General features: G+C 57.6%; 19 protein-coding genes. 10 read left to right on the top strand and 9 right to left on the bottom strand.

The features are described from left to right. The first annotated feature begins 32 nt into the window (after positions 1 to 32). From dnaN to gyrB, 3 genes are read left to right on the top strand one after another with little or no spacing between them, the layout of a single operon-like run. Complete coding sequence (gene dnaN, locus V6943_RS04475) at positions 33 to 1136, top strand: DNA polymerase III subunit beta (protein ID WP_131649150.1); 1104 nt, start codon at positions 33 to 35, stop codon at positions 1134 to 1136. Between the two features lie 13 nt (positions 1137 to 1149). Then, positions 1150 to 2253 (top strand): DNA replication/repair protein RecF, encoded by a 1104-nt coding sequence (gene recF, locus V6943_RS04470; protein WP_340552732.1) that lies wholly within the window; start codon positions 1150 to 1152, stop codon positions 2251 to 2253. A 4-nt stretch (positions 2254 to 2257) separates the two neighbouring features. Further along, positions 2258 to 4672: a DNA topoisomerase (ATP-hydrolyzing) subunit B gene (gene gyrB / locus V6943_RS04465; RefSeq protein ID WP_131649152.1), complete on the top strand. Its 2415-nt coding sequence runs from the start codon at positions 2258 to 2260 to the stop codon at positions 4670 to 4672. Positions 4673 to 5369: 697 nt separating this feature from the next. On the opposite strand, the gene V6943_RS04460 is transcribed toward gyrB, so the two are convergent. The 4 genes from V6943_RS04460 to V6943_RS04445 all read right to left on the bottom strand — a co-directional run bounded on the left by V6943_RS04460 (position 5370) and on the right by V6943_RS04445 (position 13110). After that, a complete protein-coding gene (locus tag V6943_RS04460; RefSeq protein ID WP_340552731.1) occupies positions 5370 to 5957 on the bottom strand; it encodes a hypothetical protein in 588 nt (195 codons plus the stop codon). Beyond that, entirely contained in the window at positions 5950 to 9375 is a 3426-nt protein-coding gene (locus tag V6943_RS04455; RefSeq protein ID WP_340552730.1) for a type I restriction endonuclease subunit R, read from the bottom strand. The genes V6943_RS04460 and V6943_RS04455 overlap by 8 nt, the downstream gene beginning before the upstream one ends. Next, positions 9362 to 10639: a restriction endonuclease subunit S gene (locus V6943_RS04450; protein WP_445324123.1), complete on the bottom strand. Its 1278-nt coding sequence runs from the start codon at positions 10637 to 10639 to the stop codon at positions 9362 to 9364. Before V6943_RS04450 ends, V6943_RS04455 begins: the two co-directional genes overlap by 14 nt. Positions 10640 to 10716: 77 nt before the next feature. Continuing rightward, positions 10717 to 13110 (bottom strand): type I restriction-modification system subunit M, encoded by a 2394-nt coding sequence (locus tag V6943_RS04445; protein WP_340552728.1) that lies wholly within the window; start codon positions 13108 to 13110, stop codon positions 10717 to 10719. 316 nt (positions 13111 to 13426) lie between these two features. Between V6943_RS04445 and V6943_RS04440 the strand changes: the two genes are divergently transcribed. From V6943_RS04440 to ahpF, 4 genes are all read left to right on the top strand, one after another. Beyond that, positions 13427 to 13603 carry a hypothetical protein gene (locus tag V6943_RS04440; protein WP_340552727.1) on the top strand — a complete coding sequence of 59 codons (177 nt, stop codon included), beginning with the start codon at positions 13427 to 13429 and terminating at the stop codon, positions 13601 to 13603. A gap of 9 nt (positions 13604 to 13612) precedes the next feature. Continuing rightward, positions 13613 to 13945 carry a YegP family protein gene (locus tag V6943_RS04435; RefSeq protein WP_340552726.1) on the top strand — a complete coding sequence of 111 codons (333 nt, stop codon included), beginning with the start codon at positions 13613 to 13615 and terminating at the stop codon, positions 13943 to 13945. Between the two features lie 645 nt (positions 13946 to 14590). After that, complete coding sequence (locus V6943_RS04430; protein ID WP_340552725.1) at positions 14591 to 15769, top strand: hypothetical protein; 1179 nt, start codon at positions 14591 to 14593, stop codon at positions 15767 to 15769. A 522-nt stretch (positions 15770 to 16291) separates the two neighbouring features. Next, on the top strand, positions 16292 to 17857 hold the full coding sequence (ahpF, locus tag V6943_RS04425; RefSeq protein ID WP_340552724.1) for an alkyl hydroperoxide reductase subunit F: 1566 nt from the start codon (positions 16292 to 16294) through the stop codon (positions 17855 to 17857). An 82-nt stretch (positions 17858 to 17939) separates the two neighbouring features. Here the strand turns inward: ahpF and V6943_RS04420 are convergent, their stop codons facing one another. Genes V6943_RS04420 through glyQ form a run of 4 tightly spaced genes read right to left on the bottom strand, consistent with a single transcriptional unit; the run spans position 17940 to position 22219 of the window. Beyond that, a complete protein-coding gene (locus V6943_RS04420) occupies positions 17940 to 18677 on the bottom strand; it encodes a lysophospholipid acyltransferase family protein (RefSeq protein WP_131649154.1) in 738 nt (245 codons plus the stop codon). Further along, a complete protein-coding gene (gene gmhB, locus V6943_RS04415; protein WP_131649155.1) occupies positions 18677 to 19216 on the bottom strand; it encodes a D-glycero-beta-D-manno-heptose 1,7-bisphosphate 7-phosphatase in 540 nt (179 codons plus the stop codon). Before gmhB ends, V6943_RS04420 begins: the two co-directional genes overlap by 1 nt. 4 nt (positions 19217 to 19220) lie before the next feature. Next, complete coding sequence (gene glyS / locus V6943_RS04410) at positions 19221 to 21275, bottom strand: glycine--tRNA ligase subunit beta (protein WP_340552723.1); 2055 nt, start codon at positions 21273 to 21275, stop codon at positions 19221 to 19223. Further along, positions 21272 to 22219, bottom strand: a complete 948-nt coding sequence (glyQ, locus tag V6943_RS04405; protein ID WP_131649157.1) for a glycine--tRNA ligase subunit alpha — start codon at positions 22217 to 22219, stop codon at positions 21272 to 21274. Before glyQ ends, glyS begins: the two co-directional genes overlap by 4 nt. Before the next feature lie 141 nt (positions 22220 to 22360). Here glyQ and V6943_RS04400 point away from each other — a divergent pair, with 141 nt between their 5' ends. The 3 genes from V6943_RS04400 (at position 22361) to V6943_RS04390 (ending at position 24171) form a co-directional block, all read left to right on the top strand. Next, entirely contained in the window at positions 22361 to 22927 is a 567-nt protein-coding gene (locus V6943_RS04400) for a DNA-3-methyladenine glycosylase I (protein ID WP_340552722.1), read from the top strand. A gap of 61 nt (positions 22928 to 22988) precedes the next feature. Continuing rightward, positions 22989 to 23876, top strand: a complete 888-nt coding sequence (locus V6943_RS04395; protein WP_340552721.1) for a lysophospholipid acyltransferase — start codon at positions 22989 to 22991, stop codon at positions 23874 to 23876. Positions 23877 to 23904: 28 nt separating this feature from the next. Further along, complete coding sequence (locus V6943_RS04390) at positions 23905 to 24171, top strand: PilZ domain-containing protein (protein WP_256056345.1); 267 nt, start codon at positions 23905 to 23907, stop codon at positions 24169 to 24171. A 75-nt stretch (positions 24172 to 24246) separates the two neighbouring features. Here V6943_RS04390 and V6943_RS04385 read toward each other — a convergent pair whose 3' ends face one another. Continuing rightward, the gene (locus V6943_RS04385) at positions 24247 to 24564 is read right to left on the bottom strand and encodes a tetratricopeptide repeat protein (protein WP_340552720.1); all 318 of its coding nucleotides are present in this window, start codon (positions 24562 to 24564) and stop codon (positions 24247 to 24249) included. Between the last annotated feature and the right edge of the window lie 32 nt (positions 24565 to 24596).

The raw sequence follows: 24596 nt of genomic DNA, 5'->3' as shown, positions 1-24596 counted from the left end.
CTGCGGCCAATTAATAGGCAAGGGACCAGACCATGCATTTCACTATTCAGCGCGAAGCCCTGTTGAAACCTCTGCAGTTGGTGGCCGGCGTCGTCGAGCGACGCCAGACCTTGCCCGTTTTGTCCAACGTGTTGCTGGTGGTTCAGGATCATCAGTTATCCCTGACCGGTACCGATCTCGAAGTCGAACTGGTCGGCCGCGTGGTGTTAGAGGATGCTGCAGAGCCCGGTGAGATAACGGTACCGGCGCGCAAGCTGATGGATATCTGCAAGAGCCTGCAGCCCGATGCGCTGATCGATATACGTCTGGATGATCAGAAAGTCGTGATCAAGTCGGGGCGTAGCCGTTTTTCCCTGTCGACCCTGCCGGCCAACGATTTCCCTACCGTAGAGGAAGGGCCAGGCTCGCTTAGTTTCAGCGTTAACCAGGGCAAGATGCGTCGCCTGATCGAGCGCAGCAGCTTTGCCATGGCACAGCAGGACGTGCGCTACTACCTGAACGGTATGCTGATCGAGGTTTCCAGCGGAATGCTGCGTGCGGTCGCGACCGATGGGCATCGGTTAGCGATGTGTTCCATGCAGGCCGGTATTGAGCAACCGGATCGTCACCAAGTCATCGTGCCGCGCAAAGGGATTCTCGAACTAGCGCGTTTGCTGTCCGATCAGGACGGCGACGTCAGCATCGTGCTTGGTCAGCACCACATCCGTGCAACGACCAATGAGTTCACCTTCACTTCCAAATTGGTGGATGGGAAGTTTCCCGACTATGAGCGCGTGCTGCCCCGTGGCGGTGACAAGCTGGTCGTCGGCGAGCGCCAGACGTTGCGCGAGGCATTCAGCCGCACGGCCATTCTCTCCAACGAGAAATATCGAGGTATCCGCCTGCAGCTCGAAAGTGGGCTGTTGAAGATCCAGGCTAACAACCCGGAACAGGAAGAGGCGGAAGAAGAAGTTGCGGTCGACTACACCGGCGGATCGTTGGAGATCGGTTTCAACGTCAGCTATCTGCTCGACGTGCTGGGCGTCATGACCACTGATCAGGTTCGTCTGATTCTTTCTGATGCCAACAGCAGTGCGCTGGTTCAGGAATACGACAACGACGATTCAGCCTATGTCGTAATGCCAATGCGTCTGTAACGCTCGATTCTGAATGTCCCTCAGCCGTATATCTGTCACCGGCGTTCGCAACCTGCAGCCGGTGACGCTCATCCCCTCCCCTCGGATCAACATCCTTCACGGCGACAACGGCAGCGGGAAGACCAGCTTTCTTGAGGCCATTCATTTGCTTGGAATGGCCCGTTCGTTTCGCAGCACGCGGCTGAACCCGGTGATTAGCCACGAGCACGTCAGTTGTACGGTGTTTGGCCAGGTTGAGCTGGGTGAGGGCCAGTCCAATGCGCTGGGTATCGCCAGAGAACGCTCTGGTGAATTTCGAATTCGCATCAACGGCCAGAGCGCGCGTAGTGCGGCTGAGCTTGCCGAAACCCTGCCGCTGCAGCTGATCAATCCAGACAGTTTCCGGCTTCTGGAAGGCGCCCCCAAGCTCCGCCGACAGTTTCTTGATTGGGGCGTGTTCCACGTGGAACCACGTTTTCTCAGGGCCTGGCAGCGTCTCCAGCAGGCGCTGCGGCAACGAAACTCCTGGCTGCGGCATGGTACACTGGACGCCGCTTCGCAGGCCGCCTGGAGCCAAGAACTGAGCGTGGCGAGCGACGAATTAGACGCGTACAGGCGAGCTTATATCCAGGCGTTGAAGCCAGTATTCGAGCAAACGCTGGTGTCTCTTCTTGAGCTCGAAGGCTTTCAATTGAGTTATTACCGCGGTTGGGACAAAGAACGTTCTTTGGCCGAGGTGCTAGCGGCGTCGATCGATCGCGACCGGATGATGGGGCACACCCAAGCGGGGCCGCAGCGAGCCGATCTCCGCTTGCGGATAGCAGGTCACAACGCGGCGGAGATTCTCTCGCGAGGCCAGCAGAAGCTGGTTGTTTGTGCCCTACGGATTGCCCAGGGGCACTTGGTGAGCGAGGCCAAGCGAGGCCAGTGTATTTATCTGGTTGATGACCTGCCGTCCGAGCTGGATGGCCAACATCGGCTGGCACTATGCCGGCTGCTTGAACAACTGAATTGCCAGGTATTCATCACCTGCGTCGATTCGAATGTATTGCGAGAAGGCTGGCGTGACGATACCCCAGTCTCATTGTTTCACGTGGAACATGGTGCGATAACCCAGTCTACGGCCCCTCGGGAGTGAAGGCATGAGCGAAAATCACACGTACGATTCGTCCAGCATCAAGGTTCTCAAGGGCCTCGATGCCGTACGCAAACGTCCCGGCATGTACATTGGCGACACGGACGATGGCACCGGCCTGCATCATATGGTCTTCGAAGTAGTCGATAACTCGATCGACGAGGCGCTAGCCGGACACTGCAGCGACATATCGATCACCATCCATGTCGACGAGTCCATTACCGTTCGCGACAACGGCCGTGGTATTCCGGTGGATATTCACGAAGAAGGCGTGTCGGCAGCCGAAGTCATCATGACCGTGCTCCACGCCGGCGGTAAGTTCGATGACAACTCTTACAAGGTTTCCGGTGGCCTCCACGGTGTCGGTGTGTCGGTGGTGAACGCCCTGTCCGAAGAGCTTGTGCTGACAATCCGTCGGGAAGGCAAAGTCTGGGAACAGATTTACTGCCATGGTGTGCCACAGGCACCGCTGGCAGCCGTTGGTGAAACCGAGGATTCAGGCACCCAGATCCATTTCAAACCATCATCGGAAACCTTTCAGAACATCCACTTCAGCTGGGATATCCTGGCAAAGCGGTTACGCGAGCTCTCGTTCCTCAACTCCGGTGTGGGTATCGTGCTGCGCGACGAGCGCAACGCCAAGGAAGAGCTGTTCAAGTACGAGGGCGGTTTGAGTGCATTCGTCGCCTACCTCAACACCAACAAGACGCCGGTCAACGAGGTGTTTCACTTCAACGTCCAGCGTGACGATGGGGTTGGTGTCGAGGTAGCGCTGCAGTGGAACGACAGCTTCAACGAGAATCTGCTCTGCTTCACTAACAACATTCCTCAGCGCGATGGCGGTACGCATCTGGCCGGTTTCAGATCGGCATTGACGCGCAACCTTAACAATTACATCGAGCAGGAAGGTCTGGCGAAAAAGCACAAGGTGGCGACCACCGGTGACGACGCCCGTGAAGGTTTGACTGCAATCATTTCGGTGAAGGTTCCGGATCCAAAGTTCAGCTCGCAGACTAAGGACAAGCTTGTCTCGTCCGAAGTCAAAACAGCCGTAGAGCAGGAGATGGGCAAGCATTTTGCGGATTTCCTGCTTGAGCACCCCAATGAAGCGAAAGCGGTCGTTGGCAAGATGATCGATGCTGCACGAGCTCGTGAGGCGGCGCGAAAAGCCCGCGAAATGACCCGGCGCAAGGGAGCTCTCGATATTGCCGGCCTACCCGGCAAACTCGCCGACTGCCAGGAAAAGGACCCTGCCCTTTCCGAACTATACATAGTGGAAGGTGACTCCGCAGGCGGTTCAGCCAAGCAAGGACGCAACCGCCGGACCCAGGCCATTCTGCCACTCAAAGGCAAGATCCTGAACGTTGAGAAAGCCCGATTCGACAAGATGATTTCATCGCAGGAAGTCGGCACGCTGATCACTGCCCTTGGGTGCGGTATCGGTCGCGAAGAGTACAACATCGACAAGCTGCGCTATCACAACATCATCATCATGACCGATGCCGACGTTGACGGTTCGCACATTCGTACGCTGCTGCTCACCTTCTTCTTCCGTCAGCTGCCCGAGCTGATCGAGCGTGGCTATGTGTACATCGCTCAACCGCCGCTTTACAAAGTCAAACGCGGCAAGCAGGAGCAGTACATCAAAGACGACGAGGCGATGGATGAGTACCTCACCCAATCGGCGCTCGAAGATGCAAGCCTGCACGTCAATGAAGATGCACCCGGCCTTTCGGGTGAGGCGCTTGAACGCCTAGTGAACGACTACCGCACTGTGATGAAGACGTTGCAACGGTTGTCCCGACTCTATCCTCAGGAATTGACTGAGCACTTCATTTATTTGCCCCGCGTATCGATCGAACAACTGGGCGACCAGGCTGCGATGCAAGCCTGGATGGAATCGTATGCCTCGTTATTGAAAGGCGTCGAGCAGTCTGGACTGACCTACAAGGCGAGCCTGCGAGAAGATAAAGAGCGCAACCTGTGGCTGCCGGAAGTGGAGATCGTTTCCCATGGGCTGGCCAGTTATATCACGTTCAACCGGGACTTCTTCGGTAGTAACGATTACAAGACGGTCACTGCACTGGGCGACAAGCTCAACAGCCTCCTAGAAGAGGGTGCCTACGTTAAGCGCGGTGAACGTAGAAAGCAGGTCAGCACCTTCAAGGAAGCGCTGGGATGGCTGATGACCGAAGGCACACGTCGGCACAGCGTCCAGCGATACAAGGGGCTGGGAGAGATGAATCCGGATCAGCTGTGGGAGACCACCATGGATCCAGCGGTTCGGCGGATGCTCAAGGTCACGATCGAAGATGCCATAGCGGCTGATCAGATCTTCAATACCTTGATGGGGGATGCAGTGGAGCCGCGTCGAGACTTCATCGAATCGAATGCGTTGGCGGTTTCCAACTTGGATTTTTGATCCGCTTGTCGACGGGCAGATAAATTGTCATGTTTGTGCAAGTTATTGTCATGACACTTTCTGTCACTACCCCGGCCTAGCGCCGGGGTTTTTCTTTTTAGATCAGGCTTTTAGGCATAGCCACACAGCCCCGCATAGTGTGCTGTGTACTGAAGCTACAAGGAAGAGGCGGAAAATCTCGTTTTGGCGTGGACGAATTCTGGGAGATTCGACGGGACGGCTGGGGCTCTGCAATTATGTCAATCAAAAGGGCATCGCCCATCAGCATTCATTACTGATGGGCAGTGCGATGCGACACGCTTGCGGGTTCTTTAAAACGAACCGCATGCTGCCACCCTGCTGTAGGTGGGCAAAGTTATTTGTCTTTTCGGCCAGAGTTAAGCGTATCGGCCAAAGTTAGTGGCTAGAAGAAAAAGAAAACCCCAGAAGGCCATGCCTTCTGGGGTTTTCTTTAGATAGGTTGAGCTATGTGAATCTTTTGGAGATGAAGAAAGCGAAGTGCTTTTGGGATCGCTCCAATCAGTAGGCATCTTCATCCTATAGCCTGCCTCACCTCGATGGATGCTAGTACGGAGTCAGCGCCCCACGCCCCAAACTCCAGCGATGCAGTGATCTTTTCTGGCACCTCTAGGAAGGCCAATCAGGGCCCAGAAAAAAGCGGCCTTCCAGCCACATTCGTTTCCACCCTGGCTCTAAATCATCGGTGAAGATTCACATTAATGTGAACAACTCGAATTAGCTCTTGGCTTGTATGTCGATGGTCGCTGATATAGGCCCATTTCATCTGGTGATCGCCTGTCGCACCTTGCTGATGCACGGGAAAGTCGAGATTAGCTTTGGCGCGCAGTTTAGCAACGATGTCGGAGATACCTGGCTTCTGGACGTATTCGAGAACATACCCACGGCTTTGTCGCCCAGTGGAGTAGCGGGAAACCAGTTGCTCTATAGCTTGTGCATGGTATGCGGGCCCTGCATATATCTTTGCTTCAGCCAGGCGTCGCTGTGGACGCTTAATACTCTCTGATCTAATCGTCAGGTCGACGTGACCATTGCTATAACTCTCTCGCTCTACAGAAAGCCCCGGCATGCTCAAAGCGGCAGCCAAAAAAGCAGACAATTTCTCTTCACAGTCTTCCGACAAGTGATGTGCTTCTGCTTCCATGCGCTGTACGCACTCCTCAATGTGACGATCCAGAAAATCGTCAAACTCCTGCTCAGATTCAGATTGGAACAGCATCCGCATAATTGGAAACCAACTGAACAGTGTTTGTAGGGTATCACTCATGCATATTTCCCTTAAAATCCTCCTGGAGTGTCCATCGGATTGACAGACGCTCTGCCCAATCACTTTCTTCCTGGTGGGCTTTAGCAAGATGACTTACCGCGTCGAAATCCATCGGCAGACGGGCATCATTAAGGAACTCGCGACGCAGAATACCCACGTCGTTAGTGGACAGTACGTTCAATATAGGGAACAAGATGTTGCTGACGGACAGACCACTTAATTCTTCTATTTCAACCAAATCAGAAAGTCCTAATTTGTTTCGGCCTCGCTCTAAATGATCAAAAAGAGCGTCAACCCCTCGCGACCAGATACCTGCAAAACCGAACTTCTCCTGTATGACTTTACGGGAGCGTTCCCTTGTCATCCCACCACGGCGTGCTTCTACAGCATCTCTGGGTTGATAGGTAGCATCGAACACCATGTCAGTCAGCCAGCGTTTGAAGTTTTGATTGTCACTGAACTGCTTGAACAGCTCTGTGTGGTCGGACAGCAGCTCCAGAACCACGCGGTTGAGCGCTTTATCGTGTTCCAACCTGGCGTTTTGCTTGTCGGAGTTCGCCTGTGCGTTCCTGTAGGCCTTGTCCTTGGCCACGCGCGCGGGAATCTCTTCGGCGATGACCTTGCGGATTTTGTCCTCGTCCTTCCACTCGATGTTGCCGAACAAATCGTTGAAGGTCTTGATGATGTTCGACAGCCTGTCGATTTCGGGCTCACCGTTGCCGCCACCACCGCTCGGTGGAACAGGATCAAACGATGCATCGGTATCGTCCATCGCCATCTTGAGAGCCGCTTGGGCTTCTACGCGATAGCTGTCCATGTCGACCGATTCCAGTACGCCTTTGGAGAGATCCTCCTCCTTGGGGGCGGGCAACTTCGGAATGAGAAAGTTTAGGAAGATCGACAGCTTCTCCCACGACGGATGGCCGTAGCTCAGGATTGCGGCAAGGAAGCCGTAACTACGCACAAAAGCCTTGGCTTTACCCTTGAATTTCACCTGCCCGTCTTCGTCTAGGTTCTCCTGGTACTCCTCCACGCAAGCGTCAAGAATTGGATCGAGTTTGTCGCGATCTGCGCCGCCAAGGTAAAGCGCGACCAAGTCCTCAACCTGTTGCCAGCTATACACCTGCTGCCCGTCGAGCTCGGCTTTCAGGTCGTGCAGCTTGTTGGCATCGGTTTCCCCCGTCTGAATCGTGGCACGGTAGTAATCCTGGAATGCCGCCTTTACTGCCTCAGCGTTGTCCGCGAAGTCGAGCACGAAGGTGTCATGCTTTTGCGGATGGGCTCTGTTGAGGCGCGACAGGGTCTGCACTGCCAGCACGCCGGCCAATCGCTTGTCCACGTACATCGTATGCAGTAGGGGCTCATCAAAGCCAGTGACGAACTTGTTTGCGACAATCAGGAAGCGATACGGGTCTTGTTTGAGATTGACCGGGATGTCCTTGCTCGGGAAACCGTTGAGGTCAGCCTCGGTCTTCTTCTCGCCGCCGATCTCGAAGTCACCTGAGTACGCCACGATGGCCTTGTAGGGGCTCTTGATCTGGGTGAGGTAGTCGGACACCTCGCGGTAATAGTCGATGGCACGTGCGATGCCGTTGCACACAATCATGGCCCGCGCCTTGCCGCCAATTTTGTGCTTGCCCGCTACCTGATCAATGAAGTGATCGACCATGATCTCGGCCTTGCAGCGGATGGCCTTGTCGTGCGATTCGACGTAATGACGAATCTTCTTAAGCGCCTTCGCCTTGTCGAATTCGGGATCGCCTTCGACGGTCTTGGCGACTTGGTAGAAGCTATCGTAGCTGGTGTAGTTCTCCACCACGTCCAGGATGAACTTCTCCTGGATGGCCTGCTTGGTTGTGTAGGTCAGTTCTTCGGGCGAGCGGAATTCCACCTTGTCACCAACGAGAGTTTTCTCGCCGAATAACTCCAGCGTCTTGTTCTTGGGCGTGGCAGTGAACGCGAAGTAGCTGGAGTTGGCCAGCAACTTCCGCGATGCGATGCGCTTCTCTATCTCCGAGTTGACCGCATCCTGCGTGCTGTCCTCCTCGAACTCCTCCTCGGCGACCTTGCCGCCAAGGGCTTCGTGCATCCGCGCCGTGGTTTTACCTCCCTGGCTGGAATGCGCCTCGTCGATCAACAGCGCGAAGCGCTTGCCGGAGAGGTCGCCCAGCTCATCGAGGATGAACGGGAATTTCTGCACCGTGGTGACGATGATCTTCTTGCCCCGGCGCAGGTACTCGCGCAGTTCCTGTGCGTTGTCGGAGTGGCCGAAGATCGCCGCCACGTGGTCGTAACCCTTAATGGTGCGGGCGATCTGCGTGTCCAGCGCGCGCCGGTCGGTGATAACGATGATGGAGTCAAACTGCGCCTTCATCGGGTCGTCTTTGCGGCGCAACTCCACCAACTGGTGCGCCAGCCAGGCGATGGTGTTGCTCTTGCCGCTGCCTGCCGAATGCTGGATCAGATAGCGCTTGCCGACCCCATCCGTATGGGCGCGGCGCAGCAGGGCACGCACCGTGCGCAACTGATGGAAGCGCGGGAAGATCTGCTTGCGCTTCTTGCGTTTCTTACCGCTGACGTCTGCTTCTTCCTCCTCCACCACCTGCGCGTAACTCTCGATGATGTTGGCCAGCGACTCGCGGGTCAGCACCTGATTCCATAGGTAATCGGTCTTCATACCATCCGGGTTGGGCGGGTTGCCTGCGCCGCTGTTCCAGCCCTGGTTGAACGGCAGGAACCACGAGGCTTTGCCCTTCAGCTCGGTGCAGAACGCGACCTCCGCGTCATCGACTGCGATGTGCCCCACGCAACGCCCCAACTGAAACAGCAGCTCCTGTGGGCTGCGGGTGGTTTGGTACTGGATGATGGCGTCGGCCAGGGTCTGCTTGGTCAGCGAGTTTTTCAACTCGAAGGTCAGCACCGGCAGGCCGTTGATGAAGATCACCAAGTCCAGTTCGTTGCCGGAATCGTTGCTGTAGCGCACCTGCCGAGTGACGCTGAAGATGTTCTTGCCGAAGGCATCCGCTGCGGCGGCATTGCCCGGCGTGGGCAGCAGCTTGTAGAGATCGACGTGTACCGGCCCGTGGCTCACGCCCTTGCGCAGGACATCAACTACTCCACGCTTAGTGATCTCCCCTTGCAGGCGGTGTAGGAACTGGGTGCGCTTGATGCCCTCCGCAGCCAGTTCCAGCGTCTCCACCGCCTTGGGCTGTGTGGCTTGCAAGAAGGCGAGCAACTGCGTCACGTCCAGCGCTACGTCACGGTTGTAGTCGGTGGGTTTGCCCTGCTCGTAGCCGTTGTGGGTGGCGGCGAAGTCTGTAGGAGCCAACTCATGGCTGTACTCGGGCTGCGGCACGCCGGTCAGGCCACGCACCACGCGCGCCTCGAACCAGCGCTCGCTGGTGTCAGTCTTCGCCATCGCCATCCTCCTCTTCGGTCACATCCTCTTGGTCATCACCCAGCGCTGCCAGCACCTCGTCGTCCACCACGTCGTCCGGGCCGGGCTGCCAACTACGCACGTCCACTTGGCCGGTGACCACATCGGCAATCAGGCGGTCGCGGTATTCGCGGATGAGGACAATTTCCCGCTCAGTCCTTTCAATGGCGACGTTAAGTGGCGCACAAGCAGATTCAATGTGCTTGCAAATCTCAATTTGCTCACTCACTTGCGGGAGTGGAATTCGGATGCTCTTCATTGACTGCTGTGTCAGCTTGTCGCGCGTTGATCCGTCGATAAATCCCGTGTAATCCACGCAGTTAAGTGTGTGTGCTAGGTACCTTGGCGTAATACAACTGCTCGGACGGAGAACGTGCGCGTGGTTGTTGACCCAGATTTTGCCGGAGACAGGGAAAGCCACTTCCTTGGTCTTGTCGAAAAAGGGCGCACCATCCTCCCCGAGAAGGACAAGGGGCTCATCAAATAACCACCCATCTAAATGGTCGATTACCTTGTTTGCCCCCCAATACGGATACGTGCCCTGACGAAGCCCTCTTTCGGTGGCATTTAGCGGAATGCGAGCACCGTCGAGACAACGGGATACTCGTCGCAGCTGAAGCACCTCCCAGTGCGCAGGTACGTCCCCTATCCGTTCGACACCCGATGGTCTGAGGGCGACTGAAGTATCGATGCCGCGTGTGACGGCGTCATCAATGATGCAGAACTTCTGCTCGGTGAGCAGCTTGATCAGATCTCGCTTGGCCTTGATCAGTCGTGCGATGTGCGCGTCCTGCACGCGTAAGTAGGCGACGATCTGGTCTTGTTCGGTGCGCGGGGGTACGAGGGAGGGCATCTGCTTGAAGGATTCCCAATACAGCCTGTTGCGGTCGGCCACTATCCCGCGCGAGTACTTGTTGATCTCCTGCATGTAAGCAGCTGTGCGGAAGAGATAGCTGTAGTAGCTGCTGTTTGCCTCAGCGTAGGGCTTCACCACGACATAGGCCGGGCTTACCAGCCCATCGACTGGAGCGGGGCCTACCGCGCCTTGCCACATCCGCATCATGTTGTAGGCAATGTCGCCCCTGGCTGCGCGTTTGTACTTCTCCTTCTGGCTCATCACCTGCTTGCGCTTCAGGTTTTCCATGTCTCGCACACGCACACCTGTGCGAAGCGATACTTCCAGAATGGGTAGGTCGGGAAATCCTGTTTCGACGCGATGGCCGAAAAGGCGGCCATTGCGCAGCACCTGCCAACCCTCCGGCAGCCGAGGAACCCAAGGCAATCCGGATGCGCGATAGGCCGGGTACGCGTTTGCCAGCGTCATTAAGCGCGCCCCACGATCTTGTGCAGTAAGCCTTCGCTTTGCTGCTCCAGCGCGAGGATGTCGGCACGGATTTCTGCCAGCGTGCGCAGTGGCGCGGGCTTATAGAAATAGCGGGCAAACGAAATCTCGTAGCCGATCTGGGTTTTGTCCCTGGCAATCCAAGCATCTGGTGCATGCGGTAGCACTTCGCGGGCAAAGAAGGCATCGATACCGCCTGGCTCTTTCAACGGAACCTGCTCGGTGTCGCGCAGATCGGTGTCTGATTCATATTCCACAACTTCGCGGTGGTTGTGATCCTCCAACAGATAACGACCATCGTTATCCCCCACAAAGGGGTCAGAGGCTTTGAGTTTTGTGCGTTTGGCAATAACGGGCGGAGCTGTTTCATCTCGCCAGCTTACTGCCTTGTAGATGGCCTTTTTCTCCGGTGCACCAAGTTTGTCGCCCTGTGTCTTGAGCGCAGCATCGAAGCGGGTGCGAAACTCATTGTGATCGTCGAACACGGCGCTACCCAGTGCCTTTTGCGCGCGTTGTGCCACTTCCATCAGCGCCTTGTCGCGCTGCCACGTCGCTGCGTCGAGCAGCTTCTTGCGGCGTTTGGCAGGCACGGCTTTGCGGGCGGCGGGAGCCTCACTGTCATCGCCGCTGTCGCTGTCTTCGCTGTCTTCGCTGTCGTCGTCTTCGTTCTCGTCCTCGCCTTTCAGCCATGCCTCGATGGCGGATTTGCGGTTGGTGAACTCGGTATAGAGCGCCTCGCCGTGGGTGGCGTAGATCTCGGCGCGCAGTACCTCGTCGCCGGAGGCAAAACGAAGGGGCTGGATGCGCTCGTCGGAAAGCTGGCTTTTCAGGCGCAGCGGGCGCTCGACGGTGATCTTCCAATAGCCAAAGTCCTGGGTATCGAACCATTTGGACTGGACGGTTTGCTGTGCCTCGCCAAGGTATAGGTCGAGGATGCAGGCAATGTCGGAATCACTCAATTCGCAGTTCTTCTTGCCGAGGTTGCGGCGCAGCGGCTGAAACCATTGCGATGCGTCGATCAACTGCACCTTGCCACGGCGCTCTTCGGACTTCTTGTTAGCTAGCACCCAGATGTAGGTGGCGATGCCGGTGTTGTAGAAGATGTTGAGTGGCAGGGCGATGATCGATTCTAGCCAGTCGTTCTCCAGCACCCAGCGGCGGATGTTGCTCTCACCTTGGCCTGCGTCACCGGTAAACAGCGCCGAGCCGTTATGCACCAGCGCGATGCGACTGCCCAGCGGCGTGTTGTGCTTCATCTTTTGCAGCTTGTTTACCAGGAACATGAGCTGCCCGTCGCTGGAACGGGTGATGAGCTTGAACTCAGACTCGCCCGCGTGGCTGACGATAAAGCGCGGGTCGTTGAATTCCTTCTTGCCACCCATGCGCTCCAGATCGGTCTTCCAACTCTTGCCATAGGGCGGGTTGGAGATCATGAAATCGAATTCGCGCGAACGGAAATGGTCGGAGGACAGGGTCGATTTGTCTGCACCGCCTACGATGTTCTCGGCCTCGGCTCCTTCGCCCTTCAAGAGCAAGTCAGCCTTGCAGATAGCGTAGGTTTCGTCACTGATCTCCTGGCCGAACAGGTGGATGGACACCTCCTTACCGTGTTCCTCTGCTAGCTCGTGCAATGCTTCCTCAGCAACGGTCAGCATGCCGCCCGTGCCGCAGCTGCCGTCGTAAAGGGAGTAGGTGCTGGATTCGATAAAGTCTGCGACTGGCAGGAACAATAACTTAGCCATGAGCTTTACAACGTCGCGTGGCGTGTAGTGTTCACCGGCTTCTAGGTTGTTGTCTTCGTTGAAGCGACGAATCAGCTCTTCGAACACAGTACCCATGCCGTGATTGTCCAGCGCCGGGAGCTTTATGCTGCCATCAGTATCTTTGACAGGTAGTGGCGAGAGGTTGATCTCGGGGTCGAGGAAATCCTCGATCAGGTAGCCGAGCACGTGAGAGTCGACGAGCTTCTGGATCTGATTGCGGAAGTTGAACTTTGCAAGAATCTCCTGAACATTAGGCGAGAAGCCGTCAAGATAATCGGTGAAGTCGTCGCGCAGGCGCTGCCCTGCCGCGCTGGCCTTCAGCTTGGCCAGGGTGAATTCAGAGACGTTGTAAAACGCCTGCTTGGCTGCATCACGTAGTGCGCCGTCCTGCTCTGCCACATTGTGGGCATCAAGGAGCTTCTTGCGCTCCAGCACAGCATTCTTGGTAGTTTCTAGCACGGCATCGAGCCGTCGCAGCACTGTGAAGGGCAGGATCACATCGCGGTACTTGCCGCGCACGTAGACGTCGCGTAGTCGGTCGTCAGCGATGTTCCAGATGAAGTCAGAAATCCACTTGATTTGGCTTTGGTCTTGAATCGTGGCGGGGCTCATTGGTGGCCTTAACGTGGTTAATAGCTATCGATCGGCGAGTGAGGTGCTTGCCGAGAGCTATTTAACTTATTCATGTGATGTGCCCGTTGGGGCTTGGAACAGTCCTAGTCATGTTGGCCCGGTAGAGGGCACATATTCCGTTGCAGTGAGGGCGCCAGCTGGGCATCAGCAGCCACTCTGATGGGAAGTGTGACCATTTTCCAGATTGACGTACACCCGTACCTTCATTGATGTTGGCTATAAAAACGTAGCGCAGCCATAGCTGCGATTTGATGATGGATTGGCAGCTAGAACAGCCAGTTAACGGGGACTATTTATGAAGCTGGTTCGAGACGCCAGAACTCTCAAAACCAAGGCACTCTGCTCTCTTCGCACGGGTATGCAGGCGTTCAATAGCTTCGATGACGACGGGCGAATCACTACGGTACTCCAGTTCATGGACGTGAAAACATCGGACGAGACGCCGTTCAAAGGCGTGCGGAAAGAGAAATAGGAGCAGCTTATGAGCGCGAAATACGAGATTTTCCTGGGAGCGGATCGTCAGTACTACTTCCGTTTGAAGGCGCCTAATGGAGAGAAGATCCTTGCTAGCGAAGGCTATACAACTAAGGCGAACTGCCAGAATGGTATCCAGTCGGCGAGGATCAACTCCCCACACGATGCCAATTACAAAAGGCTGACATCCTTAAACGTCCAGTACTACTTCACTCTGCATGCAGGTAATGGGCAGGTCATTGGCAAGAGTGAAATGTATACCTCTGCTCAAGCACGTGATGGTGGTATCGCGGCGGTTAAGGGATATGGCCCGAGTGCTCCGGTGGTAGATCTCACCTGATCCACCATGCTCCTACGAACCCGCTTCGGCGGGTTTTTTTGCGTCGGGCTGTTCAGTCCTAAATGGGAATTAACGTCTGAGGTGGGCCGGCCTTCAGAAACCCGGGCCATTCAGTGGCAGGCTGCGATTGCTCTTACCAGGTGATTTCAACTAGGGCGTAAGGGAAGTCCCTTGCCGCCCCTGATCTCTCGCTGTCCGGAAGCTTGATAGCCTCCTGAGTAAAGGTCTCTGTTCGCTGCTTGGCGGGCTATCCAACGAACTATTTTTTGCTAATGGGCTTACTGGGGTGTTGGTAGGCCAGCATGCTGCTCAGCAATGAAATTCCTGCACTCCGGATGACGGCGATAGCTCAAAAAATACTCAATTATTGCTGAGCCATAATTTCTTATAAATCTGGACGATATTCGCTTGTGGCTTGTGCGTGGACTCTTCAGGACAATCTGACAGTGGCGACATGCTCGACTTTGCGACAGATTGCTAGCTAGAATCTGTCGCAGGCGCCCGCCCAACTTGCACACGAGTTAAAAAAGGCTTCGCATTCCTTCGATTCATATCTCTCTAGCTGAGAAACCCTTCCAAGCCTGGATGTTCGGGGCTTAAACGTGTGCCGTTCGCTCCGTACGTCAGGCGATGAGGTTTGGTTTCATGGCTATCAAAGAACTCGTCTACGCCACCAAGCAACAGCTTGAGTCTGCTACTCAGCGATCATTTCGCCACTCGCATGTCTATGAGCTATTTGCAGCGAGCTTCGGGTTCAATACCCGCGCTTCGTTGGATGCGGCGCATATCATGGCCGTAATGGAGCGCCCGCAAGAGCTTGTAGCTTCCTCCTTAGCAACACTTCACCGTCGATTAGCCGAGTTGGGTTATGAAGCGGTTGCTGACTCGGCTGGTGTGGCCTTGCTAAGCATGATTGCTGATCAGCGTCTGGGGGTTACCTCTGTTGAGTCCGTTATAGATGCCCTGCAACAGAATCATTGGGCATCTTCAGAAGAATGGTATGAGGTTGATGAGGGCGAGGATGAAGCCTTGGACTCTGAGTCAGCAGGCAATCCGTCACCATCACTCGACCCCGCAAAAATCGCACTTTTGGTTGGTGGCCTGAACGGCGCCGCGTCGAGAGGTAGCGCGGCAGCTCACTACGCTTTGGCACTTATATATAGAGGTGACGACCTCAGAGAGGAGGAGGGCTCGTCCTATTGGTACTCGCTGATGGAGCAAGGCCGTGATCTTGATGGGGTACAGCTCGAATGGGCGATTGCCTATAAGACTCAACTGCTTAATGCCGAGCGAGAAGCACTTCATCTGAATGAGGCTGCACGTTTGGGATGGGCTGATGCCAGGTTAGATATTGCCCTTGAGAAGGCACAAGGTGCTGAGCATCGAGGCGACCATGGGCAAGCTGAGCATTGGTACAAGGAGGCCGCAGGTTTAGGCCATGTGAAGGCGATGAGCTCTTTGGCCTGGTTGGCTGAGGGAACCGGCGATGTTGATTCCGCAAGTCATTGGAATCATCAGGCAGCTCTGCATGGTGACGTCGATGCGATGCGTGATCTGATCGATGAAGATGACCGGGGCAACTTATTCCAGAGCTGGGTCTGGGTGTACCTTGCTGAGCGTCTGGGAACTGACTTGCGCGAAAGTACGCTGCGGGCATACCACGATGGCGGTCTGTATTCAGGCCAGGAATACGATGATGACCAAGGTGGCCCCCTATACGTCGATGGGGACGAGGGCGTTCAGCTTGAATCGCTAAGCGCTTTAGATGATGCGAGAGCCAGGGAGGCCGCGCGGGAGCTCTTCAACCAGATCAACCGTTCGTAGCCCTCCACCAGAGGGCAGTCTGGGTACACTGGTAAGGGGGGTTTACCAACGACCAGAGATGAATTTGGGCTTCCATCAGCCTGACTTCTCCCCTAGTCTGGGCAGCATTGACAGGTTGCCAATCCTTGTTGAAAGGCAGCCTTCCCCCGGCTTGTGGGTTTGATCAGCAAGCTATGCGGAAAATGACATTTATTACGGTCATCCCGGCGAAAAATGCCACTTTATGCTGCGCAAGCATGTCAATAAGTATGCTCATTCCTCTTGTAAGTCATTGATTTTCAATAGTCATGGATGACAGGTTTGTTGCCCACCGACACCGCTCCGTCTCGTCTCGTACTACAAAACCCGGCTTTGCCGGGTTTTTTGTTTCACGTGGAACATAAAAATTTTCGCTCATTCGATAGCCTTAACCCATCGTCCTGCTTGTTTTAATCAATTTTCGAAATTCCCTTGCGCTCTATAAGCTCTCTCTCATTGAAGCTTTTGAATCATCGACTTTCGAAACTACTAAGAGGTAATCATATGCTGGATACCAATCTCAAAACCCAGTTGAAAGCCTATCTGGAAAAGGTCATTCAGCCGTTCGAGATCGTCGCGTCCCTCGATGACGGTGAGAAATCCCAGGAAATGCTCGCCCTGCTGCAAGACATCGCCAGCCTGAGCGACCAGATCACCCTGCGCACCGATGGTGATGATGCTCGTCGTCCGTCGTTCGCACTCAACCGCATCGGTGGCAACATCAGCCTGCGTTTCGCCGGCATCCCGATGGGCCACGAGTTCACCTCTCTGGTGCTCGCCCTGCTGCAGGTCGGCGGCCATCCGTCGAAGACCGCACCGGAAGTCATCGAGCAGATCAAGAACATCGAAGGCGACTACAGCTTCGAGACCTACTTCTCGCTGTCCTGCCAGAACTGCCCCGACGTGGTCCAGGCGCTGAACCTGATGGCCGTGCTCAACCCGAACATCCGCCACGTCGCCATCGACGGCGCGCTGTTCCAAGACGAAGTCGAAGCCCGGCAGATCATGTCCGTACCGAGCATCTACCTCAACGGTGAACTGTTCGGACAAGGCCGCATGGGCGAAGAAGAAATCCTCGCCAAGCTCGACACCGGCGCCTCGGCGCGTGATGCCGAGAAGCTCAGCGCCAAGGACGCCTTCGACGTGCTCGTCGTCGGCGGTGGTCCGGCCGGAGCGGCCGCGGCCATTTACGCCGCGCGCAAAGGTATCCGTACCGGCGTGGCGGCCGAGCGTTTCGGCGGTCAGGTACTGGACACCATGGCCATCGAAAACTTCATCTCGGTCAACGAGACCGAAGGCCCGAAGCTGGCCCGTGCGCTGGAAAACCACGTACGCGAATACGACGTCGACATCATGAACCTGCAGCGCGCTGCGGCTCTGATACCGGCTAGCGGCGAAGGCGGCCTGCACGAAATCAAGCTGGAAAACGGCGGCTCGCTCAGGGCCAAGACGCTGATCCTCGCCACCGGTGCCCGCTGGCGTGAAATGAACGTGCCGGGCGAGCAGCAATACCGTGGCCGTGGCGTCGCCTACTGCCCGCACTGCGACGGCCCGCTGTTCAAGGGCAAGCGCGTAGCGGTGATCGGCGGCGGCAACTCTGGTGTCGAAGCGGCCATCGACCTGGCCGGCATCGTCGCTCACGTCACGCTGATCGAGTTCGACAGCCAATTGCGTGCCGACGCCGTGCTGCAGAAGAAGCTGCACAGCCTGCCCAACGTCACCGTGATCACCAGCGCGCTGACCAGTGAGGTCATCGGCGACGGCCAGAAGGTCACCGGACTGACCTACAAGGACCGCAACTCCAGCGAGTTCCACAACCTGGAACTGGAAGGCATCTTCGTGCAGATCGGCCTGCTGCCGAACTCCGATTGGCTGAAGGGCACCGTCGAACTGACTTCGCGCGGCGAGATCATCGTCGATGCGCGGGGTGAGACCTCGCTGCCGGGCATTTTCGCGGCGGGCGACGTCACCACGGTGCCGTACAAGCAGATCGTCATCGCCGTCGGCGAAGGCGCCAAGGCTTCGCTGAGTGCGTTCGACCACCTGATCCGCAGCTCCGTCGAAGACTGAGCCTGACGGGCACGAAAAAGGGGGAGCAGATTTCGGTCTGCTCCCCCTTTTCATTGGACTCTGCCCTGCTCCATTCCGCCTTTCAGGCACCGCCTTCGAGTCGTCTGACCTGCGCATTGATCCAGTCTTCAGCGCGCTGATTGAGTTCAGCGACAGCGCGAGGGCCTTCGCTTTCGGCATGCATGGCTGGGCCAATGACCACCTGAATGGTACCGGGAATCTTGCCCCAACCAGTCTTGGGCCAGAACATGCCGGCGTTATGTGCGATCGGCAGGACCGGCAGCCCAGCGTTGACGGCAAGCGCCGCCCCGCTGCGGGAGAACTTACCCTGCTCGCCAACCGGTACGCGCGTGCCTTCCGGGAAAATCAGCACCCAGGCGCCTTGCTCCAGACGCTCATGACCTTGCTTGGCCACCTGACGCAATGCCGCCTTGGGATTGTCGCGATCGATAGCGATGGGTTTGAGCAGCATGATCGCCCAGCCAAAGAACGGCACACGCAGCAACTCACGCTTGAGCACCTGGGTCAGGGGCTCGAAGTATGCCGACAGGAAAAAGGTTTCCCAGGTGCTCTGGTGCTTGGCCAGAATCACGCAGGGGCGCGACGGGACGTTCTCCGCACCGTGCACCTCGTAGCGCAGGCCGACCAGCGTCTTACCCAGCCATACGGCGCAGCGGCACCAGTTCTGTACCACGAAGCGATAGCGCATGCGGAATGCCATGAACGGCGCGCAGACCAGGCAGACCAGGCACCAGGCAAAAGCGGTGAAGGCCAGAAGGAAATAGAACAGCGCAATCCGAGCAGCAAACAGAAGGTTCATCACGATGCCCTCAGCAGATGTTCGGCAACCGCCGCGAGATCATCGAATACCTGAGTTCCAGGCGGCAGTGCGCCTTTCAGAGTACGCATGCCCTTGCCAGTCCTGACCAGGTAAGGCGCACCGCCCAAGAGCATGCCTGCATGCAGATCACGATGGCTGTCACCGACCACCGGTACACCTTTGAGATCGGACAAATGGAAATGCTCGGCAATTTTTTGGAACAGCCCCGGCAGGGGCTTACGGCAGTCACAGCCATCGTCCGGACCATGCGGGCAATGCATGATCAGGTCGATGCGTCCGCCCTGCTCCATCACCAGCTGCTGCATCTTGAAGTGCATATCGTCGAGCATCGAGGCATCGAACATGCCTCGCGCCAGACCGGACTGGTTGGTGGCAACCGCCACCGTCCAGCCCGCCTTGCACAGGCTGGCGATGGCCTGGAGAGAGCCTGGAATCGGAATCCATTCATCCAGGGTCTTCACATAGGCATCGGAGTCCTCGTTGATGACGCCGTCGCGGTCGAGCACTATCAGTTTCACCGGCTTAGCCAAGTGCGGAAATATCGGCGACGCCAAGGAACAGTCCTCTCAACCGGGCGAGCAAGGCATAGCGGTTGGCGCGTACCGAAGCGTCTTCGGCATTGACCAGTACCGCCTCGAAGAAGGCATCCACCGGGCCGCGCAGATGCGCCAGGCGCTCGAGCGCCTCGCGATACTGGCGTGCCGCAGCGAGCGGTTGCACGGCCTGTTCGGCCTGTTGCAGCGCCGAATACAGCGAGAACTCGGTGGCATTGTCGAACCAGCGGGGCTCGACGGTTTCCGGCAGCTTCGCTTCGAACTTGCTCAGTAGGTTCGAGACACGCTTGTTGGCCGCTGCCAGCGCTTCTGCTTCCGGTAACGTGCGGAACGCCTGCACCGCCTGTACACGCTGATCGAAATCCAGCGCAGAGCCCGGCTGCACGGCACGTACCGACAGATAGGAAGCGACTTCGATTCCCTCATCTTCATAACGAGCACGCAGGCGATCGAAGATGAACTCCAGTACCTGATCGGCCAAGCCGGCCGCTTTCACCTGGCTGCCGAACTGACCAATGGCGAAATTCATCGCCTCCACCAGATCGAGATCCAGTTGCTTCTCGATGAGGATGCGCAGGATGCCCAGCGCCGCACGACGCAGCGCGTAGGGGTCCTTGCTGCCGGTGGGCAGCATGCCAATGCCGAAGATTCCGACCAGCGTGTCCAGCTTGTCCGCCACCGCCAGAATCGCACCCGTACGGGTACTTGGCAGCTCGGCGCCGGCACCTCGCGGCATGTACTGTTCGTTCAACGCCAGCGCCACGTCCTGCGGCTCGCCATCGTTGAGCGCGTAGTAGTAACCGGCAATGCCCTGCATTTCCGGGAACTCGCCGACCATTTCGGTAGCCAGATCGCAATTGCTCAACAGGCCGGCACGGGCGGCCCATTGCGGATTGCCGTCGGTGCGCTCGGCGATGAAAGCGGCGAGCTGCGATACCCGCACGGCCTTGTCGTAAACGGTGCCCAGCTGCGCCTGGAAGATCACGTTCTTCAGCCGTTCGTTGAAACTTTCCAGCTTCTGCTTCTTGTCCTGCTTGAAGAAGAATTCGGCGTCGGTCAGGCGCGGGCGCACCACCTTCTCGTTACCGGCGACGATCTGCGCCGGGTCTTTCGATTCGATGTTGGCCACGGTGATGAAACGCGGCAGCAGCTTGCCGTTGGTATCCAGCAGGCAGAAGTACTTCTGATTGTCCTGCATGGTAGTGATCAGTGCTTCCTGAGGGACTTCCAAGAAGCGTTCCTCGAAGGAACACACCAGCGGAACCGGCCATTCGACCAGTGCGGCGACCTCATCGAGCAGGGCCGGCGGCACGATGGCGGTGCCGCTCTGCTCGCTTGCCAGCTGCTCGACGCGCTTGGCGATCAGCTCGCGGCGCGCGGCGAAGTCGGCGATCACATGGGCTGCGCGCAGGTCTTCGAGGTAGCTGGTCGGCTTGGCGATACGCACCGGCGCCGGATTGTGGAAACGGTGGCCGCGCGATTCGCGTCCAGCGCGCTGCGCGAGAATGGTGCAATCGATGACCTGATCACCCAGCAGCATCACCAGCCACTGAGTAGGACGAACAAATTCTTCCTTGCGCGCGGCCCAGCGCATGCGCTTGGGAATCGGCAGCTCGTTCAGCGAGGTTTCGACGATGCCAGGTAACAGCTCGGCGGTCGGCTGGCCGGGGATCGAGCGGCTGTAACGGAGTTTCGGGCCGCTGCGGTCGATCTCTGACAGATCGACGCCACACTTGCGGGCAAAGCCCAGCGCAGCCTGGGTCGGCTCGCCCTCGGCGTCGAAGGCGGCCTGCAGGGGCGGACCATCGAGGTTGATGCTGCGATCGGGCTGCTCGGTATCGAGCTGCTCGATCAGCACCGCAAGACGTCGCGGCGCGGCGAACGCCTGTACCCGACCATGCTTGAGGCCGGCTTCTTTCAAGCCTTTCTCGATACCAGTGCGGAAGGCATCAGACAACTTGCCCAACGCCTTGGGCGGCAGCTCTTCGGTGCCAAGTTCGACCAAGAAATCCAGTGCGCTCATTCTGCTGCCTCCAGCTTGGCCAGTACTTCATCTCGCAGGTCGGGGGCCGCCATGGGGAAGCCGAGTTTGGCGCGGGCCTGCAGGTAGCTCTGCGCCACCGCACGAGCCAGCGCACGGACACGAAGGATGTACTGCTGACGCGCCGTCACTGAGATGGCGCGACGGGCATCCAGCAGGTTGAAGGTATGCGAGGCTTTGAGCACCATTTCGTAGGTCGGCAATGGCAGTTCCAGCTCGATCAGCCGGTTGGCTTCCGACTCGTAGAAATCGAACAGCTCGAACAGCTTGTCGACATTGGCGTGCTCGAAGTTGTAGGTCGATTGCTCCACCTCGTTCTGATGGAACACATCGCCATAGGTGACGGTGCCGAACGGGCCGTCGGTCCAGATCAGGTCGTAGACCGAATCGACGCCCTGCAGGTACATGGCCAGGCGCTCCAAGCCGTAGGTGATCTCGCCGGTCACCGGGTAGCATTCGATGCCACCGACCTGCTGGAAGTAGGTGAACTGGGTGACTTCCATGCCGTTCAGCCAGACTTCCCAACCTAGCCCCCAAGCGCCCAGTGTCGGCGACTCCCAGTTGTCCTCGACGAAGCGCACGTCATGCACCGAGGTATCCACGCCTATGCGGCGCAGCGACTCTAGGTACAGGTCCTGAATGTTGTCCGGGTTGGGCTTCAGCACTACCTGAAACTGGTAGTAGTGCTGCAGGCGGTTGGGGTTCTCGCCATAACGGCCGTCGGCCGGGCGGCGTGAAGGCTGGACGTAGGCCGCATTCCAGGTCTCGGGACCGACTGCGCGCAGGAAAGTGGCGGTGTGGAAAGTACCGGCGCCCATTTCCATGTCATAGGGTTGCAGGACGACGCAACCCTGCTCCGCCCAGTAACTTTGCAGGGCGAGGATCAGGTCTTGGAAGGTGCGCACGGCAGGCGTAGGCTGGGTCAAAATTTCACCTGTGCTGGCTTCGACAGAAAGCCCCGGAGTATACCCGATAACGGCTCAAACCCGTGGTGGCGCTTGCCTTTGGGTTGGATGCCTGCGGTGACATCCGCACTCTGCTCATGCCGCTTTCGAGGAGTGGAAAAAATGCCGCGTTGCGCCTGGTGCACCGATGACCCGCTGTACATCGACTATCACGACAGCGAATGGGGTGTGCCGAACCGTGATCCCCAGGTTCTGTTCGAATTCCTGATCCTCGAAGCCTTTCAGGCCGGGCTGTCGTGGATTACCGTCTTGCGCAAACGTGAGCGGTATCGCCAGGTGCTGTTCGGTTTCGATCCGCAGCGGCTGGCGCAGATGAGCGACGCCGAAATCGACGAACGTATGCTCGACGCGGGCATCATCCGCAACCGACGCAAGCTCGAAGCTGCAAGGCGCAATGCCCAGCGCTGGCTGGAACTGGAAGATCCGGTTGGCTGGCTATGGTCGTTCGTCGGCGGCCAACCTAAGGTCAACCATTTCCGGTCGCGCAGCGAGGTTCCGGCGGTAACTCCTGAAGCCGAGGCCATGAGCCGCGCGCTGAAGAAGGCCGGCTTCAGTTTCGTCGGCCCGACCATCTGCTACGCCTATATGCAGGCCTGCGGCATGGTTATGGACCACACCAGCGATTGCGAGCGCTACCCGATACTCGCCTACACCTCGGTCAGCGCCTAGTACGAGTAGCCGAACACTGGAAGCAGTTACACTAGCGGCTTTGATTTTTCGGGAGAGATCCTTGGACAAGTTCAAAGGTGCGCTGGTGGTCGGTTTCCTGCGCCTGTTCGCCCTGCTGCCCTGGCGCGCGGTGCAAGGAGTGGGCGGAGCCATCGGCTGGTTGATGTGGAAGTTGCCCAACCGTTCCCGCGAGGTCGCCCGGATCAATCTGGCCAAATGTTTCCCTGAACTGTCTGCCGCCGAACAGGAAGCGCTGTTGGGACGAAGCCTGCAGCAGATCGGCAAAGCCTTTACCGAAAGCGCCTGCGCCTGGATCTGGCCGGCGGACAAGACGTTGCAGCTGGTCAGGCAGGTCGAAGGGCTCGAAGTACTGGAACAGGCCTTGGCGTCCGGCAAGGGCGTCGTCGGCATCACCAGCCATCTGGGCAACTGGGAAGTGCTCAATCACTTCTACTGCGCGCAGTGCAAGCCGATCATTTTTTACCGCCCACCGAAGCTCAAGGCCGTCGATGATCTCCTGCAACGCCAGCGTGTGCAGCTGGGCAACAAGGTCGCGCCTTCGACCCGCGAAGGCATCATCAGCGTGATCAAGGAAGTGCGCCGCGGCGGCGCTGTGGGTATTCCTGCGGATCCGGAGCCCAGCGAAGGTTCCGGCGTGTTCGTCCCCTTCCTCGGGACGCAGGCGCTGACCAGCAAATTCGTACCCGGCATGCTCACCGGAGGCAAGGCCATCGGCGTGTTCCTCCATGCGTTGCGTCTGGAGGACGGTTCGGGCTACAAGGTGATCATCGAAGCGGCACCGCCGGCTATGTACGACGAGAATGTCGAAGTCGCGGTCGCGGCCATGAGCGACGTCATCGGGCGCTATGTGCGCACCTGGCCGAGCCAGTACATGTGGACCATGAAGCGCTTCAAGAAGCGCCCTACCGGCGAGCGTCGCTGGTACTGAAAGCTAACGAAGACAACAGGAACGTCAGATGGCCAACCAGCGACAGCATCCACGCGCGCCTATGAAGTGCCGGATACGCATCACCCATGAGTCCTTTGGCGAGGTGCTCGCCCACACGCGCGATCTGTCCGATGGCGGCGTATACGTCAAACACCCTCAGCTGACCGAGCTTCGGCCCGGCATGATCGTCAGCGGACAGGTACAGGATCTGCCGATTCCGGCGCCTGTGCTGCAGATGGAAGTGATGCGTGTCGATGCCGAAGGCGTCGGCTTGCGCTTCGTGCAGGACAGCTGAAGCCGAACCTGCCGATTGGATTGGCGGAGCTAAAGGCGTCGCCGGAACTGCACAGCTTGCTGCCGATTCAGGACGCTAGCTGTCGGCCTGCTTGTTCAGCTTGCGCAGAAACACGCCCATCTCCTTTTCCGCCTGTTTGTCGCCGTGTGCTTGCGACGCGACCACGCCCTGCTCCCAGGCCCGACGCGCGCCGTCGCGGTCACCGCTGGCCTGCAACGCTTTGCCCAATAGTTTCCAGGCCGCGGAATAGTTGGGATCCTGTTCGACGCAGCGCTGTAGGTGCGTCGCAGCCTGCGCCGGGTCGCCGGCATCCAGATAACCCTTGCCGAGGCCGAAGCGCAGCATGGGATTGTCCATGCCTTTGGCCAGCATCTTTTCCAGTGATTCGAGCATCTGCGCTCCCCTTGTGAGATCACACGCGACAG

Source organism: Pseudomonas sp. CBC3, assembly GCF_037967085.1.
In the GTDB taxonomy this organism is placed as follows: domain Bacteria; phylum Pseudomonadota; class Gammaproteobacteria; order Pseudomonadales; family Pseudomonadaceae; genus Stutzerimonas.
This window is presented reverse-complemented; position numbering and strand designations above follow the sequence as displayed.